The organism is Actinomadura chibensis NBRC 106107 (assembly GCF_001552135.1).
Taxonomy (GTDB): Bacteria; Actinomycetota; Actinomycetes; order Streptosporangiales; family Streptosporangiaceae; genus Spirillospora; species Spirillospora chibensis.
This window is the reverse complement of record NZ_BCQP01000016.1, coordinates 258,163-277,391: the sequence shown is the minus strand read 5'-3', so window position 1 is coordinate 277,391 and position 19,229 is coordinate 258,163. Positions and strand designations below refer to the sequence as shown.

Genomic DNA, 19,229 nt, shown 5'->3' with positions numbered 1-19,229 from the left:
GGGCGGGCCCCGGGTACCCGGCGTTCGTCGGCGGCCGGTGAGCGCGCGGCCGCCGTGGACGGGAGGAACGGGCGGGTGGCGGTTCCGGGGGCGTCGCTGGCCGCGACGGCGCTGGTCAAGGGGTTGACCAAGGGGCTGAGCGTCCCGGTCACGGCCGGGGACGTGGCGCTGCGGCTGGCCGCGCGGGGCGCGGCGTCCGCGGCGCGCGCACCGGTGGCCCGGCGCCCGCGCCGCGCCGTCCGGATGCTCGCCGACCTCGCCGCGGGCGGCCCCCGGCGGCGCGTGTGGGCGCACGGCGGGCGCGCGCACATCCAGGTCAACGGCCTCGCGGGCAGCGGGACGCGGCACCGCCGCTACGTCCACGCTCTGACGCGGGCCCTGCGCCGCCTGGACGGCGTCGACTGGGCCGAGGTCAACGCCGTCACCGGCAACGTGCTCGTCTCCTACGCGGAGGGCGACGTCGGCGTGGACGCGCTGGTCGCGGCCGTCCAGGCCGTCGAGGACGCCCACGGCGCGGCCCCCTTCGACGAGAGCGCGCACTCCCGCCCGCCCGACGACGACATGGAGTGGGCCGCCGCCACGTCCGCCCTGGTCGCGGACTGCGCGGGCGCCGCCGTCGCGGTGGCGGGCAGGGTGCTGGCGCTGCCGCCGGTGCCGAGCCCGGTGCGCGCCGCCGTGTCGGCGGCGGAGGCGCTGCCGCGCGTCCGGACCGCCGTCGAGCGGCGGCTCGGCACGGTGCGCGCCGACGTCCTGCTCGGGGTCGCGAACGCGGTCGCCCAGGGCGGCGGGCAGGGCGTGGCGCCGCTCGCCGCCGACGCCGCGCACCGCGTCCTGCGGCGCTACGAGATCGGGGCGCGCCGCGCCGCGTGGCGGCGCCGCGAGCCGGACCTCGCGCGGCCGGGCGGGCTGCCCGCCGACCGCGGCCCCCGCCTGCGGCGCCCGTGCCCGCTGCCGGACGGCCCGGTCGAGCGGGCCGGCGGCCGGACCGCGCTCGGCGACCTGCTCGGCGGCGCGGGCGTCCTCGCCGGGACGCGCGACGTCCGCGCCGCCGCCGAACTGCTGCTGGCGACCGTGCCGAAGGCGGCGCGGCACGGCCGGGAGGCGTTCGCCGCCGTGCTCGGGCACGACCTCGCGGCCCGCGGGACGGTCGTGCTGGACCCGTCCGCGCTGCGCCGCCTCGACCGCGTCACCGCCGTGGTCATCGACTCCGCCGCCCTGTGCGGCGCGGACCTGCGGCTCCTCTCGGCGGTCGCCGTCGGCGACGCGCTGGACGACGGCGGGGTGTGGCGCGCGGCCGGAGCGGTCCTCGCCGGGCGCGACCCCGGCGACCTGGCCGGGCCCGGGCCGTGGGAGGGCGGCGGCCGCTGGCGGCTGGTCCGGGCGGCGGACGCCCCGTCCGGCGCGCCCGCCGACCCGGCGGGCACGACCCTCGACCTGATCGACGGGCACGGCGCCCGGCACGGCCGCGTCCGCGTCGGCTGCGCGCTCGACCCGCTGGCCGAGGCGCTGCTGGCGGCGGCGCACCACGCGGCGGACGTGGTCGTCCTCACCGAGCACGCCAGTACCCGCGAGCTGGTGGCCTGGGGCGACGACTCGCCGGTGGACGCGGCCGAGGCGGCGGGCTCGGTGCGGGCGCTGCAGCGCGACGGGCACGTCGTCCTCGCCGTCTCGGCCGGGCGGGACGGCTCGCTCGGCGCGGCCGACGTCGGCGTCGCCGTGCTGCGCGGGGAGGGACTCGCCGACTGGTGCGCCGACCTCGCCTGCGGGCCGGGGCTCGGCGAGGCGTGGCGGCTGCTGACGGCGGTCCGCCCGGCGCGGCGGGCCAGCGACCGGGCGGCGAAGCTGTCGCTCAGCGCGTCGGCGCTCGGCGCGCTGCTGATCGCGGGCCGCCCGCCCCGCCGGGCCGTGCCGCCGCTCGGCCGGGCCGCCCTGTCGTGGCGGGACGTCCCGCCGGTGTACGCGGCGTCGCTGACCGCGATGGCGGCGAACGCGGTCGCGGCGCGGCGGCTGCGGCACCGCCCGCTGCCGCCGCCGGTCGTCCGGGACGCCTGGCACGCGCTCACCGCCGAGGAGGCCGTCCGGCGGCTGTCCGGCACGACCGCCGAGGAGACGCGGGAACCGGGACCGCCGCCGTGGGCGCGGCTGCGGGACGTCCCGCTGCTGGACCGGACGGTGCTCCGCCCGGCGGGCGCGGGCGCGCGGCTCGCCGCCGCCGTCCGGCAGGAGCTGGACGACCCGCTGACGCCCGTCCTCGCGCTCGGCGCGGCGGCGTCCGCCGTGGTCGGCTCCAGCGTGGACGCCCTGCTCGTCACCGGCGTCATGGCGGGCAACGCGCTCATCGGCGGCGCGCAGCGCATGCGCGCGGAGAAGGCGCTCGGGGAGCTGCTGCTCGGCCAGCAGGTCCGCGCCCGGCGGCTGCGCGCGGCCCCGCCGCCGACCGGCGGGTTCGAGCGGCTGAGGCGCGCCCCGGCCGACCGGGTGGCGGCGGGGCGGCTGCGTCCGGGCGACGTGATCCTGCTGCGCTCGGAGGACGTCGTGCCCGCCGACGCCCGGCTGCTCTGGGCCGAGTCGCTGGAGCTGGACGAGGCGACCCTCACCGGCGAGTCGGTCCCCGTCGACAAGAGCGTCGAGCCGTCGCCCGGCGCCGACCCGGCCGACCGGCACTGCATGGTCTACGAGGGGACCACGGTCGTCGCGGGCGAGGCGGTCGCGCTCGTCGTCGCCACCGCCGAGGCCACCGAGTCCGGCCGCGCCGCCGCCCTCGCCGGGGCGGGGGACGCCCCGTCAAGCATGCAGGCGCGGCTCGCGGAGCTCACCCACCAGGCGCTGCCCGCGACCGTGCTCGGCGGCGCGGCCGTCACCGTGCTCGGCACGCTGCGCGGGCTGCCGCTGCGGCACGCGCTCGGCTCCGGCGTCGCGGTCGCGGTGGCCGCCGTCCCGGAGGGGCTGCCGCTGGTCGCGACGGTGTCGCAGCTCGCGGCGGCGCGGCGGCTGTCCGGGCTCGGCGTGCTCGTCCGCTCCACCCGCGCCCTCGAAGCGCTCGGCCGCGTCGACACGCTGTGCTTCGACAAGACCGGCACCCTCACCGAGGGCAGGCTGCGCCTCGTCCGCGCCGCCGGCCCCGCGCCCTCGGAGGGACGGTCCCTGCCGCTCACCGGCGCGGAGGGGCGGCGCCTCCTGCGGGTCGCGGCGCGGGCCTGCCCGCCGCCGCAGCGCGGCCGGGCCCCGCACGCCACCGACCGCGCCGTGCTCGACCGAGCCGCCGACCTGCCGGACGACCGCTGGATCCTGGACGAGGAGCTGCCCTTCGAGGCCACCCGCGGCTACTCCGCCTCCCTCGGCCGGGACGGGCGGCGGACCGTCATCGCCGTCAAGGGCGCGCCCGAGGTGCTGCTCGCCCGGTGCGCGCGCGTCCGGCGGTCCGCCCGCCGCGCCGAGGCGTTCACCGCCGACCGGCGGCGCGCCGCCGCCGCGACGGTGCGGCGCCTCGCGAGGGAGGGGCTGCGGGTCCTCGCGGTCGCCGAGCGTCCGGTCGCTCGTCCCGACCTGTTGGACGGCGGGGTCGCCGACCACGTCCGCGACCTCACCCTGCTCGGCTTCGTCGGCATCGCCGACACCCCGCGCCCGACCGCCGAGGAGGCGGTGCGGCGGCTGCACGGCGCCGGGGTGCGCACCACCATGATCACCGGGGACCATCCGGCGACCGCCGCCGCCGTCGCCGCCGAGCTCGGCATCCCGGACGCCGACCGGGTCGTCACCGGCGCGGAGCTCGACGCGCTGCCGGGCGCGGAGCGGCTGCGGGCCGTCCAGCGGGCCGGGGTGTTCGCGCGGGTGTCGCCCGCGCAGAAGGTCCGCATCGTGAAGGACCTGCGCCGGTCGGGACGGGTCGTCGCGATGACCGGCGACGGGGTCAACGACGCCGCCGCGATCCGCCGCGCCGACGTCGGCATCGCGGTCGCCGGGCGCGGCTCCGGCGCGGCCCGCAGCGCGGCCGACCTCGTCCTCACCGCCCCCGACACCGCCCTCATCCTGGACGCCCTGCGCGAGGGCCGCGCGCTGTGGCACAGCGTCCGCGACGCCGCCGCGATCCTCGTCGGCGGCAACGCGGGGGAGGTCGCCTTCACCGTCCTCGGGACGGCCCTCGGCGGCGACGCGCCGCTCAGCACCCGGCAGCTCCTCGTGGTGAACATGCTCACCGACATGCTCCCGGCGCTCGCCGTCGCGATCACCCCCGCCGGGCGCCCGGCGGGGACCGGCCGGGTTTCGTGTGGGGGGACGACCCCCCACACCCCCCGGACCGGCCCGGGCGGCGACGCGCCGCTCGGCGGCGCCCCGCTGCGCGGCTTCACCGGCCGGGACATGCGCCGCGCGCTCGCCGTGCGCGGCACCGCCACGGCGGCGGCCGCGCTCGCGTCCTGGCTGGCCGGACGGCTGACCGGGCTCGTCCCCGGCGGCCGCCGCCGGGCGTCCACGATGGGGCTCGCCGCGCTGGTCGGCGCGCAGCTCGGGCAGACGCTCGTCGGCCGGTGGCGCAGCCCGCTCGTCCTCGCGACCTGCGCGGTCTCGGCCGCCGCCCTGTTCGCGCTGGTCGAGACGCCGGGCGTCAGCCAGTTCTTCGGCTGCGTCCCGCTCGGCCCCGGCGCCTGGACGATCGTCACCGCGTCCGCCGCCGCGGCCACCCTCGCCGCCGCGCTCGCGCCCCGCTTCCTCAAGCCGGGCCCGGACGGGACGGCCTGACCCGCCCGCTCGTCAGCGGTGGCCGTGGCCGCCGCGCGGCGGCGTCCGGTCGGCCCACAGCGGCGAGCCGACGCCGCCCGAGCAGGGCGCGCCGCGTTCGGGGGTCTGCGGGCCGCGCCGGTAGGCGTCGACGAACCCGGCCAGCCGGGAGTCGGACGCGGCGGGGAGGCGGAGCTGCCGTCCCCAGGCGCTCGCCACCACCGGCGCGGGCAGGCCCGGGTACGGGCTGAGCAGCAGGAAGCTCTTCCCCCGGACGAGGTCGCGCAGCGTCCGCACCTGGCCGGCGGGCAGGTCCGGACGGTAGGTCACCCAGACCGCGCCGTGCTCCATCGAGTGCACGGCGTTCTCCACCGGCACCGGCCGGACGTAGACGCCGCAGTTGAGCGGCGACGGCGCGTGCGGCCCGCCCACCGGCGGCGTCTGCGGATAGACGACCGGACGGGTCGTGTGCGTCCGGGCCAGCCCGGAGTACCGCCGCACGCCCGGGATGCGGGGCTCGGACGCGAGCGACACGTGCCGGTACGCGACGACGTTCCCCGCGACGATGCTCGCGGCCCCGGCGACGATGACCGCGAGCCTGAGGGGGCGGCGGGGTCTAGGCGGGCGCCTCGGCATGGTCCTCCTTCCAGTGCCCGGCCAGCTCCCGGTAGCGGGGGCTGGTCCTGAGCAGCTCCTCGTGGGTGCCCTCGGCGATCCGGCCGCCGTCCACGAGCAGGACGCGGTCCGCGCGGACGGCGCTGCCGATCCGGTGCGCGATCACGATCAGCGTCCCGCCGCGCCGGGCGAACACCGCCTCGGCGGCGCGCTCGGCGGCCGGGTCGAGATGGCAGGCGGCCTCGTCCAGGACCGCGATCGGCGCGCCCGCGAGGTAGGTGCGGGCGAGCGCGACGAGCTGCCGCTCCCCGGCGGACAGGCCCGCGCCGCCGGGCGGGAGCGCGGCGTCCAGCCCGCCGAGCCGGTCGAGGACGGGACGGAGCCCGAACGCGTCCGCCGCGTCCAGCAGCGCCGCGTTGCTCGCGCCGGGGAGGAGGTACCCGAGGTTCTCGCGCAGCGTGCCCGCGAAGACGTACGCCTCCTGCGGGATCAGCGAGACCGTCCGGTGGCGCAGCGCGGGCGGCAGGTCGCCGAGGTCGCGGCCCGCGACGCTCACCCGTCCCCGGTCCGGGGCGCGCAGCCCGCACAGCAGCGACGCCAGCGTCGACTTGCCCGACCCGCTCGGGCCGACGACCGCGACGTGCGCGCCGAACGGGATCCGGACGCTCACCCCGGCGAGGACGGGGTCGGCCGAGGCCGAGTAGGCGAAGGTCAGGTCGTCGGCCGCGAGCGCGGGACGCGGCCCGAGCGGCGGCGCGGACGGCGCCGCGACCGCCGCCGCCGGGCCGCGGGGGAGCGCCTCGTCCAGCCTGCCGAGCAGCCCGAGCAGCCCGACGAACCAGCCGGTCCCGCCGAGGACGAGGAAGCTCAGCGCCGGTCCGAGGCTGAGCGCGACGTAGAAGGCGGCGCCGACGATCTCCCCGCCGGACAGCCGCCCGGCGGCGATGAGCCACGGCGCCAGCGCGAGGAGCAGCAGCAGGGACGCCTCGGCGCCGAGCCCGGTGGTCAGGGACCGCAGCACGCCGATCCGCGCGGCGGCCACCCGCGCGTCGCGGGCCGCGCCGATGCCGCGGGCGACGTCGCGGCGCACGGCGTCCTCGGCGGCGCAGGCGATGACGTCGCGGCGGGCCCGGAACACCGCCGCGACCTCGTCGGCGAGGGCCTCCTCGACGTCGATGTTCCGCCGCTGCCGCTCGACGGCCCGGCGCAGCAGCGCCCAGTTCGCGGCCAGCGACGCCAGCAGGCACGGCGCGACGACGGCGGCGGCGACGGGCTCCAGCGCGGCGAGCCCGAGCAGCGCGCCGACCGCGACGGACACCGTCATGTGCAGGTTCCGCAGGACGGACGCGAGGAGCTGCCTGATCGTCTCCACCCACTCGGTGGCCTGGAGCGTGTCGCCGCCGGGCGAGGGGGCGTCCCGGGCGAGGGCGCGGTCCAGCCCGGCCGCGACCGCCTCGTCGATCAGCCGGTCGCGGAACGGGTCCACGAACCGGGTGAGCGGCCGGAACAGGGCCGCGCCGAGCACCGCCGACACGAGCCCGGCCTCGGCGAGCACGCCGAGCCAGAACAGCCCGGTCGCGGGCCGCCGGACGAGGAACCCGTCGTCGAGCGCGTGCGCGATGAGCCGCCCGGACACGGCGGTCGGCGCCGCGAGCAGCACGGACAGGCCCGCCACCGCGAGCAGCTCCCGCCGGTACGGCCGGGCGCGCGCCGCGAGCTGCCGCCACCCGGCCCGGATCACCGCCCGCTGGGAGGCGTCGGCGCGTCCGGTCATCACGAGTCCCCCTGGAAGATGGCTCGGTATTCGGGGTCCCGCCACTGCTCGGCGTGCGGGCGGAGGGCGCGCAGGCGGCCGCCGTCCAGCCAGGCGACGAGGTCGGCGGCCCCGGCCAGGGCGGGACGGTGCGCGACGACGAGGGCCGTCCGGCCGCGCCAGGCGGCGCGGACGGCGAGCACGACCTCCGCCTCCGTCGCGGTGTCGAGGCTGCTGGTGGCGTCGTCCAGGACGAGGACCCGCCCCGGCCGGGCCAGCGCCCGGGCCAGGCCGAGCCGTTGCAGCTCGCCGCCGGACAGCGGAGCCCGGCCCGGCGGCGTGTCGTATCCGGCGGGCAGCCGCCGGACGAATCCGTCGGCCCGCGCGAGCCGCGCCGCCTCCTCCGCCCGGCCGGGCGCACCCTCCGGGAGCCCGGCGGTGATCGCCGCGCGGACGGTCGGGCCGAACAGCTCCGGGACCGCGAACGCGTACACGACCTCGCGGCGCAGGGCGGGCGGGTCGGCGTCGCGGACGTCCACGCCGTCCAGCAGGACGCGGCCCCGCCCCGGTTCGGCGAGCCTGCCGACCATCGCGACCAGCAGCGACTTCCCGGCGCCCGACCGTCCGACGACCGCGACGTGCCGCCCGGCCGGGACGGTGAGGCTCACGCCGCCGAGGACGTCCTCGAAGCGGATCTCGCCGGGCCCGCCGGGCGGCGGCGGGCGCGGCGGATCGGCCGCCGGTCCGGGCGCGGGCCGGTCGAGCACCTCGGCGAGCCGCCGGACGCCCGCGCCGAGCCGCGCCATGTCCACCAGTTCGTCGGTGTGGTCGAGCAGCCCGAGCGCCAGCCGCGCGTAGGCCAGCGCGGCCACCACCTCGCCGAGGTCGAGCCGCCAGGTCAGCAGCCCGAACCCGAGGACGGCCAGCAGCACGGCCTGCTGGAGCGGGACGATCAGCCCCATCCGCCAGGTCACCTGCCGCTGCGCCGCCCAGCTCGCCCGGCCCGCCGAGCGCAGTTCCGCGAGCGGGACGAGGATCCGCCGCCGCTCCTGGTCCCGGGTGCCGCACGCGCGGATCGTCCGGGCTCCCCGGTGCGCGTCGACGACGCGTCCGGCGAGGTCCCCGCGCGCCGCCTGGTAGCGGCGCTCCGCCCGCGCCGCCCGCCGGACGAAGCCCCGCACGACCCCGAACGCCGCCGCCAGCTCCGCGACGACCAGCGCGGCGAGCCACCACCGGACGGACGCGAGCGCGACCAGCGCGCCGACGCCCGCGCAGCCCCCGAGCGCCACCGAGACGGCGGAGGCGAGCAGGTCGCCGGGCGCGACCGCGTCGGTGGAGAAGCGGGTGAGCAGCTCGCCGTCGCCGAACCGGGCGTCCCGGGGGGACATCCGGAGCGCGTGCCGCAGCAGCGCCGTCCGGTGCCGCCGCGTGACGGCCGCCGCCAGCGCCGCCGCGCCCTGGTCGGCCGCCGCCGTCGCCGCGAGCCCGCCGAGCAGGACGGCCGCGAGGACGGTCAGCGGCGCCGCGACCGGGGCCCGGCCGGGCAGCGCCCCGACCACGGCGGCGAGCGCGGCGGGCGCGGCGAGCCGGCACCCGATGGCCGTCCCGCCCGCGACGGCGACGAGCGCGGCGAGTCCCGGGTTGCCGCGCGTCAGGTCGCGGCGGACCACCTCTGCGACGGTCACGGTTCGCCTTCCTCCTCGAAGGGGTGCGCCCGGGGCGGGCGTGCGGCCCGCCCCGGGCGCGGTCATGGATCAGTAGAGCCCCGTGCTGGTGCGCGGGCCGATCGTCTTACCGGGGCTGCAGGTGGCGCCGCAGCTCTGGGTGCCGCAGGTGTAGGTGCAGCACGCCAGGTCCGCGTCCCCGTGGAGCAGGCTCGGCTGCTCCTCGGGCAGCGACTGAAGGTCCTCGATGCTCATCGACATTCGTTTCACCTCCTCTCGGCGCTCAGGAAGTCGCGGACGGCGGCCGTCACCCGCCCGGCCTCCCCGCCGGACAGCGGGTCGTGCCCGCCGTCCGCGACCTCGACGTACGTCACGTCCGTCCCCGGGCGGCGCCCGAGGGCGAGGAACCTCGCGTACAGGGCCCGGCTCTCCCGGACCGGGACCACCTCGTCCAGCGCGCCGTGGACGAGCAGGACCGGCGCCGTGGCCCGGCCCGCGAGCGCCGGGACGTCGCGCGGCCCGAGCGGCCCGGCGGGCACCCGCAGCCCGTCCAGGCGGCGGACGAGGTCGCGGACCGGGCCGGGGCCCGCGGCGTGCAGCGCGGCGGCCGACCGGAACGGCGCGATCGCGACGCACCCGCTCACCTCATCGGGGGCCGCGCAGGCGGCGAGCAGCGCGAGGAACGCGCCGTAGCTGTGCCCGAGCACGGCCGCGGGGCCCCCGTCGCCGCGCCGTTCGCGCAGGCCGCGCAGGACGGCGGTGACGTCGTCCAGGTCGGCCCCGCCCCACCCGCCGCGGATCGGCCGGACGTGCTCGGCGCCGTAGCCGGTGCCGCCGCGCTGGTTCACCGCGAGCACGCCGACGCCGCCCGCGGCGAGCGCGGAGAGCAGCGGGTGGAACTCGTACCGCCAGGCCGACAGTGGCCCGCCGTGCAGCGCGACGACGAGGGCCGGGGCGTGGAGCCAGCCGTCCCCGCCGTACGCGATCGCCTCCAGGGGGCCCGCCGCGCCCTCGACCGTCACCACGCGGGCGGGGCTGAGGCCGGGCACGGGGGCGGGCGCGGGCGGCGGGTGGCCGGGACGCAGCCGGAGCATCGCGGTCGGCGCGGTCGGCGCGGACCACGGGGTGACGATGCCCTCGTCCGTCCAGGCGGCAGGGCCGCGCTGCGCGCCCGGCGGCGTCGGCAGCGGCTCCCGGACGCGGCCCGCGATGTCGTAGACCGCCAGCTCGGAGCGGACGCCGCGCTGCTCGTGCATGAGCAGCCGCCGCCCGTCCGGGGCCAGGGCCAGCGGCCGGAGCCCCCGGTCGGACGACGTCTCGGCGGGGAACCAGAACGCCTCGTCCGCGCCGAGGCGGGCGAACCCGATCCGGTCGGCGCCGCCCGCGTCCGTCCGGACGACCAGCGCCGTGGACGCGGGCGAGTACAGTTCGGCGCGGTCGATCGTGGTCGGGCCGACGTCGAGGAGCGGGCGCGTCCGGCCCGTGGCGAGGTCGGCGACGACGGTCGCGGCGCCGCCGGAGCGGAACAGGGTGAGCGCCAGCCGCCGCGCGCCGAGCCACACGCCGTCCTCGGTGCGGCCGGGCAGCTCGCCCGGGCAGCGGACGAGCCGGTCCGCCGCCGTCAGCCGGTACAGCCGGGTCGCGCCCCCGTCGTGGGCGGCCAGCACGCAGCGGGTGCCCGGGTCGCCGGGCGGCGCGGGCAGCAGCCGGACCGCCGGCTCGGCCGTCCGCGCCACCGTCGCGGCCGAGTCCGGGCCGACGAGCCGGATCCGCCGGGTGCCGTCGCCGCAGCGGACCAGGACGCGCCCGCCGGGGAGGGGGAGGAGCTGGTCGGTCACCGCGGCGGACGCCCCGGTGGGCGTGACCGACCAGCCGTCCCCGCGCCGCCGCCAGATCTCGACCCGGGGCGCGGACCCGTCGTCGTACCGGCACAGGGCGGCGGCCCATCCGCCGTCGGGGGTGAGGCGGAGGTTGTGCCGGGGCCGCGTCCACACGTCGGCGCGCGGCGCGGTCATGCCACGTCCTCCGGCCCGGCCTGGGCGCCGCCCGCGGCGGCGGGACGCGCTTCGAGGTGGAACAGGCGCGGGCCGCCGAACCGGAGGCGCTGCAGGAAGGCGAGGTGGCCGAAGAGCCCGACGCCGTAGCCGCCGGTGACGGCGCGGCCGGTCTCGTCGGGCAGCACCGCGCGGCCGTCCCGGTCCAGCCGGCGCGCCCACAGCAGCGCCGCGAGCACCTCGGCCCGGTGGCGTCCGGCGCCCTCGGCCTCGGCGAGGTCGAGCAGGAAGTCGCCGTCCCCGGCCAGCCCGTGGCAGTACGACGCGCCGCTCCGCCGCCGGGACCGCAGGACCGCCCGCCCCGCCGCCACCGCCGCGTCCAGGTACCGCGGATCACCCGTGTGGACGTAGAGGCGGCACAGGAAGCCGCCCACCCCCGACGAGCCGTTGCACCAGTGGGCGAACGGGCGGGACGTCCCGATCCGGTCCGGCCAGTAGGCCGCGCCGCCGATCGGGATCGCCGCGCCGAGCAGGGTCTCGCCGCAGCGCAGGGCGGCCGCCACCAGTTCGTCGCGGCCGGTGTCGCGCCCGGCGGCCAGCAGGAACGCGCCGATCCCGGCCACGCCGTGCGCGTAGCCGTACGAGCGGTACCCGGCGAGCTCGGAGTCGAACGACTCGGGGGTCCGCCACGAGATCGCGCCGCCGGTGTCCTCCGCCGTCTCCAGGAGGCGGTCGGCGCACCGGCCCGCGCCGGCGAGCGGCCCGTGGTCGCCGGTCTCCCGCGCCAGGTGGAGCAGGCAGGAGCCGAGCCCCGCCAGGCCGTGCGTCACGTCCGGCACCGGCCAGGCGGTCGGCAGCCCGGACGCCAGGTCGAGGCCGAGCGCCGACAGGTCGGGGCGGCCGAGGGCCCGCCCGGCGTCGAACAGCGCCCAGGCCGTGCCCGCGAAGCCGAAGTGCAGGCCCGGCAACCGGTGCTCGGCGGCGCCGAGGTGCCGGGTGAGGCGGGGCACGACCGCGTCGAGGAGCCGGGACACGTGCCCGCCCGCGTCTCCGCCGACGCCGAGCTCGGCGAAGCGCGCCAGCACGGCCAGCCCTCCGGCGAGGCCGTGCTGGACGGTACAGGGCTCCGCCTCCGTCCCGAACCCGGTCTCCGGCCACGGCCGCGCGTCGGGGTCGGCGGGCAGGTTCGCGGCGAGGTGCCCCAGCATCCCGCCGACCAGCGAACCCCACGCGTCGTAGTCGAAGTCCCCGACGGCCTCGGGCACGGTCGCGGGGCGGACGAGCGAGACGGCGGCGGGGCCGGACGCCATCCGCAGGACGCGCGTCAGCGGGATCCGGGTCGCGGGCGCCGACCGCATCAGGCCAGTGACGATGCCGTGCGTGACGGGGTCGATGCCCGGCGGCGCCAGCGGCGGCGTCAGCAGGTGGACGACGCGGTCCTCCAGCGGCTGGCCGTCCGGCCGGTCGTCGGCGAGGGACGGGTCGGTCCGCGTGGCGAGGAAGAGCGCCAGGGCGCCGAGGCTGAACAGGTCGGCGGAGAAGTCGGGGGCCGCGCCGTCCCGCTGCTCGGGGGCGCTGAATCCCGGCGTCCCGCCGCCGATGCCGAACACCTCCCACCCGCCGGTGGACGGCGCCTTCAGCGCGGCGAGTTCCAGGTCGATGAGGCGGAGCCGTCCCTCCCCGGTGATCAGGACGTTGTTCGGCGACAGGTCGCGCACCACGACGCCCGCGCCGTGCACGGCCCGCAACACCCGCGCCAGCTCGGAGACCAGGTCGCGGACGAGCGGCCCCGGCGGCCACGCCGTCCCCTCCTCAAGGGCGGTGGCGACCCTGGTGTGCAGGGTCTCGCCCGCGATCAGCTCCTCGACGAGGAAGCGGTGGCCGTCCTGGGTGAACTCGTCGATGACGGACGGCACGGTGCCGAGCCCGGCGAGGTGGCGCAGCACCCGGGCCTCGTGCCGCAGGAGGTCGCCCGCGTGGCGGCCCCGCGCGTCGCTCGCCACGTGCGGCCGGGCCTCCTTGACGATCACCTCGGCGCCGGTGCGCCGGTCCAGGGCGCGGTACACGCCGCCCTTGTTCGCGTGCCGGATCGCGGACGCCACCTGGTACCGGTCCCTGAGCAGCACCGGACCGCCGCCGCCGTGCCGCGAGGGCCGCGAGGGCCGCGCGGCGCCGAACGGCGGCTCCGTCCAGGGCGGCGGGCGGAACACGCCCTCGCGCTCGTCCTCGACCAGGCCGCCGTCCGGGGTGACGAGGCAGTTGCGGTACCTCCCGTCGTTGGACAGGGCCCGCACCCCGTCGAACGCGCCGTAGCGGGCGTGGACCAGGCTTCCCTTCCGGAACGGGACGTCGGAGAGCACGGCCGGGCCGTCGAGCCCGAGAGTGGCCTCGTGGAGCCGCTCGGCCAGCTCGCGCAGGACGCCGTCGTCGGCCGGGTAGACGGTGATGAACTTTCCGGAGTTGCCGCGCGGCGTCCGGAAGTCGTTCAGGTCCCGCAGGTTCGCCAGCGTGCCCGCGAATTTGAACGGCGACCCGGACGCCGCGATCGGCGGCAGGCACACGCGCAGCACCTCGGCCGCCGACACGATCGTCGCGGAGACGTGGAGTTTCCATCCCTGAATTCTGCGGGCATATGAGGCGGGCCGCACATGGGTCCAGAATTCGCCCGGCTCGATCGACCATCCGTTCATCGCGAGCCGGTCGAAATCGGCGCTCACCAGCGCGGACGGCTCGGGTGGCGAACCGTCGCCCGGCCCCGTGTCGAAAGCCGGAACATCGCGATCGATCAGAAACCCCGTCATTGTCAAATCCCCGTTCCAGGAAGCCGGATCCCGCCCCCGGCGGCGTCCACACCGGAACCCTAGGGCGCTGCGATCGCAATTGTCTTGAGTAGTCGCGGTGAGTACTTTTACTACTCAATTCCGGTGCGTGAATTACTCGGTGTAATGGCGTGCGCGGCACGGCGTGGTCGCCCGCCCGCCGGTCGCGGCGCGTCCATCCGGGCCCCGTTCCGGGACGAATACCTCCGCGGAAGGCCATATCAAGGGGAAATACGGGGAGGCGCGGTGCGAATGGACTGTCCACTGGTCGGGCGGGCCGACGAGATCGCCGCCGCCGAGGCCGCGCTGGCGGCCGGCGGCGTGGTCCTGGCGGGCCCGGCGGGCGTCGGCCGGACGCGGACGGCGCGCGAGATCCTGGCGCGCGCCCGCCGCGCGGGACGGGAGACCGAATGGCTCGCGGCCACGAGGGAATGCGCGTCGATCCCGTTCGGGGCGATACTCCCGCTGCTCGACCCCGACGACGGGGTGAGCGCCGCGCCCGGCGGCGACCCGCTCGTGCTGCTGTCCGGCGCGGTCAGGCGAACGGCCGCGCGGGCGCGGCGGAGCCCGCTGGTCGTGGGCGTCGACGACGCCCATCTGCTGGACGCCGGATCGGCCGGGGTGGTGCACCAGCTGGCCGTCCGCGGCCTCGTCCGCGTGGTCGCCACGGTCCGCGACCACGAGGACGCGCCCGACGGGATCGTCGCCCTGTGGAAGGACGGCCTCGCCGCGCGCGTGCGCCTGAACCCGCTCGGACCTACCGCGATGACGGACATCCTGACCCACGTCCTCGGCCCCTACATCGCGGAGGCGCACCGGAGGGAGATCGCGCGAATGGTCGACGGGAACCCCCAGATGCTGGCCGAGCTGCTCATCGGCGCGCACGAGACCGTCACGCGGGTGCGGGCCGGGGCCGCCTGGCTCCTGGAGGGCCGCGACGACGCTGCGGGCCGGGCGCGCGCCGTGCCCGGGGACGACGCGCCCGGGGACGGCGCGGCGCTCGCGGGACTGTCGCGGCGCGAACGCGAGATCGTGCTGCTGGCGGCCGGGGGAGCGGCCAGCAAGGACATCGCGGGACTGCTGAACCTCTCGGTCCGGACGGTCGACAACCACCTGGGCCGCGCCTACGCCAAACTCGGCGTCTCCGGCCGCGCCGAACTCGCCGTCCTCGTCGCGCCGCGCGACGACCCGGTCCGCGCCTAACGCCCGGCGGCGGCCCGCGGCCTGCGGGGTGCGTCAACAGGCTTGCGGCCAAACACAAGCGGGCGTATCACAGCGAACCGGTACATTCTCCGTCGGCGCCGTCCGGCGGACGGACGGCCGGGCCGTCGCGCAGGCGACGCCCTCGCGGAGGAAAGGACTCGACTTGGCGACCAGCCCGTTCAGCGGTTCCGACGACCGATGGCGCCGCGGATGAGCGCGCCGCCCGCGACCGGCCGGGTCGTGACCGTCGCCGGCGAGGTCGACCCCGCCGCCCTCGGGCTCACCGCCACGTCCGTCCACCTGGTCAGCGACCTGAACGACGACGGCGACGCCGACGACGCGAAGGTGACCATGGAGGCCCTCGGCGCGCTCGCGCTCGGCCTCCGCAACCGGGACGACCGCCGCCTGACGGAGGAGACCGTCCGTCCCGAGCTGGCCGACTTCGCCGCGCTGGGCGGCGGCGCCGTGGTCGAGGCGACCGGCTTCGACCTCGCGGGCCGGGCCGCGGCGCTGGCCCGCCTCGCGCGGGCGAGCGGGGTCGCGGTGGTCATGGGCTGCGGCGGGCGCTCCACGGCCCGGACGCCCGGGATCGCCGGGACGTCCGCCGACAGCATCGCCGAGGGGATCGTCCGCGACCTCCGCGACGGCGTGGACGGCGTCCGCGCGGGTCTCATCGGCGGTTTCGACCCGCTGGACCTCGACCGTCCCGACGACCGCGCCCTGGCCGCGGGCGCGGCCATCGCCGCGCGCGAGACCGGCGCGCCCGTGCTCGTCGAGCGCGCCGCGACGGCGGCCGCCACGCACGGGCTCCTCGACCTGCTCGCCGCGAACGGAGCCGACCTCGGCCGCGTCGCCGTCGGGGACTGCGACGGCCTCGCGACCGACGCCGACGCCCTCGCCGGGCTCGCCGCCCGCGGCGTGTTCGTCCAGTTCGACGGGCTCGGCAGGCTCCCGACCGTGTACCGCGAGACCGACGACCAGGACGTCGCCGCCGCCGTCATGGACCTCGCCGGGCGCGGCCACGCCGGGCGGGTGCTGCTGTCCCCGCGCGTCGCCCGCAAGATCGACCTGAAGTCCTACGGCGGCGGCGGATACGGGTTCGTGGCCGAGCAGTTCGTCCCCTTCCTGCGCCACCTCGGCGCGGACGACGCCCTGCTCGGCACGCTCACGACGGAGAATCCGCGCCGCTGGCTGACGATCACGGGGGACGACCGATGACCCTGCCGCCGACCATCCCCGACCTCGCCGGGAAGGCGCTCACGGTCACCGGCCCGGTCGACCCGGCCGCGCTCGGCCCGACGCTCATGCACGAGCACCTCTTCCTCGACCTGCGCCGCCCGCCGAACGCGCTGCGCCCGGGGGAGGGCGAGCCGCGCGCGCTGGAGCCGCTCGGCATCGCCACCCTCGCCCGGACCCGGCACGGCGCGGTCAACGCCGACAACGACGTCCTCGCCGACTTCGAGGAGATGCTCGCGGAGGTGCGGGAGTTCCAGCGCGCCGGCGGCGGGACGGTCGTCGAGGTCACGAGCCTCGGCATCGGCCGCGACCCCCGCTCGCTGCTGCGGATCGCGCGGGCCAGCGGGCTCAACGTCGTGATGGGCGCGGGCTGGTACACCCCGACCTTCCACCCGCCCGGCATGGCCGAGCGCACCGTGGACGACCTCGCCGAGGTGATCGTCCGCGACATCGTGGAGGGCGCGGACGGCACCGGCGTCCGTGCCGGGATCATCGGCGAGGTCGGCGCGGAGACCGACCCGCTGACGCCCGCCGAGCTGACCAGCGTGCGGGCGTCCGGACGGGCGAGCCGCATCACCGGCGCGCCGGTCACGTTCCACGTCGGCGGGGTCGGCGAGGAGAAGTTCACGGTCCTGGACATCATGGACGAGGAGGGCGTCGCCCCGTCCAACGTCGTCGTCGGCCACGCCGGGACGATGGCCGTCGACCTGCCCTACGCGCGCCGGGTCCTCGCGCGGGGCGTGTTCATCGAGTTCGACTTCCTCGCCTCGCCGGGCAGCCCGTGGGGGCATCTCGTGCTCCTCGGCGACCACAAGGTCGCCCGCGGCATCGCGAACCTGGTCGAAGAGGGGTACGCGAGCCAGATCCTGCTCGGCCACGACGTCTGCCAGAAGATCCAGCTCAAGCGGTACGGCGGGCAGGGCTACAGCTACATCCCGGACCACTTCCTGCCCGCGCTGCGCCGCCTCGGCGTGTCCGACGAGGCCATCCACATGATCATGGTGGAGAACCCGGCCCGCGCGCTGGCCTTCGCCGCCCCGTCCCCGTGACGCGAGCGCCGTCCCGCCGGTCGCGGCGGGACGGCGCTCTCTCAGCCGAGCCTCAGGACACGGCCATCGCGAAGACGTGGACACCTCCCCGCGCGGTGGAGCTCACCGCGGGCAGGTTCACCGAGGCGACCGTCTTGCTGGGGTCGAGGTCCACTCCGTGGAAGAAGACGTAGGTCTTGCGGTCGACCCGTCCCGTTCCGGCGAGGTTGTGGTACGGCATCGTGACCGCCGGGTCGGCGTCCGGGGGCAGGGACGGGACCTGCCAGTCCGGATCGGTGACGCTGTACTCCTGCGTCGTCCCGTCCGTGTAGCGGACGGTCCCCTTCCCGCCGATCGGCCCGTAGGTGCCGACGGTGAGCAGGCCGAGCCTGCCGCCCCGCCTCCCGACCGCGATCGTCTGGCCGTCGGCGAGCGCGTTGTCCGGGGCGCCGGGCGCGGCGGCGGGCCAGGTGAAGGACATGCCGCCGTTGAGCCCGGCCGGGTCCTCGCCGCCGTCGCCGGTCGTCCCGACGTTGTCGAACGCGGCGGCCGGGACCGACACGCGCAGCCGGGCGGTCGTGCCGAACGCCTCCCCGGCGGCCCGCGCCGACAGCCGGATCGGGACGGCGTGCACCCCCGGCCCGCCGTCCGGCGCGACGGTGATCCGCTGCGTCGCCGTGCCGCCGGGCGCCACCCGGATCGTCCCCTTGGCCGGGGTGAGGGTCACTCCGGCCGGAGCCTGGACGGTCCATCCCGCGTCGAGCGGCCGTCCGGCCGCGCTGGTCACCCGCAGGGTCGCGGTCGCGGGCTTCCCGTCCGCGACGACCAGCGTCGCCGGGTCGACGGCGGCGGTCAGCGCGGCCGGGACCGCGGTCGCGGCGGCGCCGTGCGTCTCGTGCCCGCCGTCCCCCCCGGCCAGGTCGCGCCGCCGACGAGGCGGTAGGCGTCGGGCATCGCGTCCAGCGGCACGTCGACCCGCCGGCGCGCGGTCACCGTGCGCCCCGGCGGCACCGAAGCCCGGTACGCGCCGTCCAGCGGGCGCGCGGAGTTGGTGAACGCGGTGGTGACGATGTTCTCCCCGGCCGGACGGAGCGTTGCCGAAGCAGCCGGGCGGGCTGACGTAGCGCAGCCACCGGAACCGCTTCCCGTTCTCCACGGTGAGGTCGATCCCGGCGTAGCCGCCGTCCGCCTTCTCGTAGTCGTAGGCGGTGGCGGGGTCGCCGTCGAAGGCCTTGTCGAACGTGGCGTCCGAACCGCCGTAGGGCGGGCCCGACCCGTAGGGCGCGCCGTCGAGCCTGACCGTCCGGGCGGGCGGCGCGGCGACGCCGGGCGGCGGGCCGAGCCGGTCGGTCCGGTTCTCGAAGTCGAAGTGCCCGCCCTGTCGCGGTCCGCCCCAGGCGCGGTCGGCGAGCACCTGCTGCGGACGGTGCGCGAACCAGTCGAAGTAGGCGTCGGTCTGCGTCTCGGCGCCGTCCGACCACCGGGAGATCATGTACCCGGTGAGCCGCTCGTGCGTCTGCGGCCGCCACTCCCCGTACAGCGACCGGTCGTCCGGCAGCAGCCACCCGCCGGGCGGGCTGCCCGGCGTCACGTAGAGCAGGTCGCCGGGGGACGCGAGCACCTCGTACCCGAGGTCGAGGTAGTGCTGCGCGCCCCTGCCCACCCACGCCTCGACCTTGATGTCCTTGTCCGGCGCGGTAACGGGGCAGCACCGACGAGTACCAGACCCAGGCGACCCAGGAGCGCTGCGCCGGCCTCGTCGACCACGCGCGGATGGACGGTGTTCAGCTTCAGCCAGGCGGCCGTCCGGATCTGCTGCTCGATGCAGTCGGGCCGGTAGTACTTGCGGCCCGCGTCGAGCATGAAGCCGCGCTGCCGGGTCTCGGGCCAGTCGTCGGCGGTGCCCCTCGGGACGGCGGCGCGTCCCGGGTCCAGGGCGAAGAGCTGCTCGACGGTCTGCGCGCCGCGCGCGACGCCCGTGGGGGTGCGGCCGCGGACGGTCGGCGTCCCGGCGACCTCCAGCCGGTAGCCCTCGTCGCCGAGCACCGCGGGCAGCGCGGGATCGATGGCGAGCCGCAAGTCGCCCGCGCGTCCGGGCCCGACGCCGAGCGCGACCGGGAGCGTCCGGCCGGTGATGCCGCGCAGGTCGTCGCGGAGGGCGCCGGCGAGGTGGAACACGCCCTCGCCGCCCGTCCACTCCC

12 protein-coding genes are annotated in these 19,229 nt (G+C 78.2%); 4 read left to right on the top strand and 8 right to left on the bottom strand.

What is annotated here, in order from left to right; genetic code table 11:
* Positions 1–75: 75 nt before the first annotated feature.
* Positions 76–4,737, top strand: a complete 4,662-nt coding sequence (locus ACH01S_RS10350) for a cation-translocating P-type ATPase (protein WP_218010209.1) — start codon at positions 76–78, stop codon at positions 4,735–4,737.
* A 12-nt stretch (positions 4,738–4,749) separates the two neighbouring features.
* Here the strand turns inward: ACH01S_RS10350 and ACH01S_RS10345 are convergent, their stop codons facing one another.
* From ACH01S_RS10345 to lanL, 6 genes are all read right to left on the bottom strand, one after another.
* On the bottom strand, positions 4,750–5,352 hold the full coding sequence (locus ACH01S_RS10345) for a thioredoxin-like domain-containing protein (RefSeq protein WP_067888455.1): 603 nt from the start codon (positions 5,350–5,352) through the stop codon (positions 4,750–4,752).
* Complete coding sequence (locus tag ACH01S_RS10340) at positions 5,333–7,105, bottom strand: ATP-binding cassette domain-containing protein (protein ID WP_067888452.1); 1,773 nt, start codon at positions 7,103–7,105, stop codon at positions 5,333–5,335. Before ACH01S_RS10340 ends, ACH01S_RS10345 begins: the two co-directional genes overlap by 20 nt.
* On the bottom strand, positions 7,105–8,769 hold the full coding sequence (locus ACH01S_RS10335) for an ATP-binding cassette domain-containing protein (RefSeq protein WP_067888448.1): 1,665 nt from the start codon (positions 8,767–8,769) through the stop codon (positions 7,105–7,107). Before ACH01S_RS10335 ends, ACH01S_RS10340 begins: the two co-directional genes overlap by 1 nt.
* A gap of 69 nt (positions 8,770–8,838) precedes the next feature.
* Positions 8,839–9,009, bottom strand: coding sequence for a listeriolysin S family toxin (locus ACH01S_RS43330; protein ID WP_148344641.1), 171 nt, complete (start codon positions 9,007–9,009; stop codon positions 8,839–8,841).
* A gap of 5 nt (positions 9,010–9,014) precedes the next feature.
* A complete protein-coding gene (locus ACH01S_RS10330; RefSeq protein WP_067888445.1) occupies positions 9,015–10,763 on the bottom strand; it encodes a S9 family peptidase in 1,749 nt (582 codons plus the stop codon).
* The gene (gene lanL, locus ACH01S_RS10325; protein ID WP_083980517.1) at positions 10,760–13,543 is read right to left on the bottom strand and encodes a class IV lanthionine synthetase LanL; all 2,784 of its coding nucleotides are present in this window, start codon (positions 13,541–13,543) and stop codon (positions 10,760–10,762) included. Before lanL ends, ACH01S_RS10330 begins: the two co-directional genes overlap by 4 nt.
* A gap of 270 nt (positions 13,544–13,813) precedes the next feature.
* Here lanL and ACH01S_RS45155 point away from each other — a divergent pair, with 270 nt between their 5' ends.
* From ACH01S_RS45155 to ACH01S_RS10310, 3 genes are all read left to right on the top strand, one after another.
* On the top strand, positions 13,814–14,764 hold the full coding sequence (locus tag ACH01S_RS45155; protein WP_067888439.1) for a helix-turn-helix transcriptional regulator: 951 nt from the start codon (positions 13,814–13,816) through the stop codon (positions 14,762–14,764).
* 210 nt (positions 14,765–14,974) lie between these two features.
* Positions 14,975–15,982 (top strand): phosphotriesterase family protein, encoded by a 1,008-nt coding sequence (locus ACH01S_RS10315; protein WP_169809246.1) that lies wholly within the window; start codon positions 14,975–14,977, stop codon positions 15,980–15,982.
* A complete protein-coding gene (locus ACH01S_RS10310) occupies positions 15,979–17,049 on the top strand; it encodes a phosphotriesterase family protein (RefSeq protein ID WP_067888433.1) in 1,071 nt (356 codons plus the stop codon). The genes ACH01S_RS10315 and ACH01S_RS10310 overlap by 4 nt, the downstream gene beginning before the upstream one ends.
* A gap of 52 nt (positions 17,050–17,101) precedes the next feature.
* Here the strand turns inward: ACH01S_RS10310 and ACH01S_RS10305 are convergent, their stop codons facing one another.
* Positions 17,102–18,691 (bottom strand): COG1470 family protein, encoded by a 1,590-nt coding sequence (locus ACH01S_RS10305; RefSeq protein WP_067888430.1) that lies wholly within the window; start codon positions 18,689–18,691, stop codon positions 17,102–17,104.
* Positions 18,616–19,206, bottom strand: a complete 591-nt coding sequence (locus ACH01S_RS10300; RefSeq protein ID WP_067888427.1) for a glycoside hydrolase family 20 zincin-like fold domain-containing protein — start codon at positions 19,204–19,206, stop codon at positions 18,616–18,618. Before ACH01S_RS10300 ends, ACH01S_RS10305 begins: the two co-directional genes overlap by 76 nt.
* Positions 19,207–19,229 lie beyond the last annotated feature (23 nt).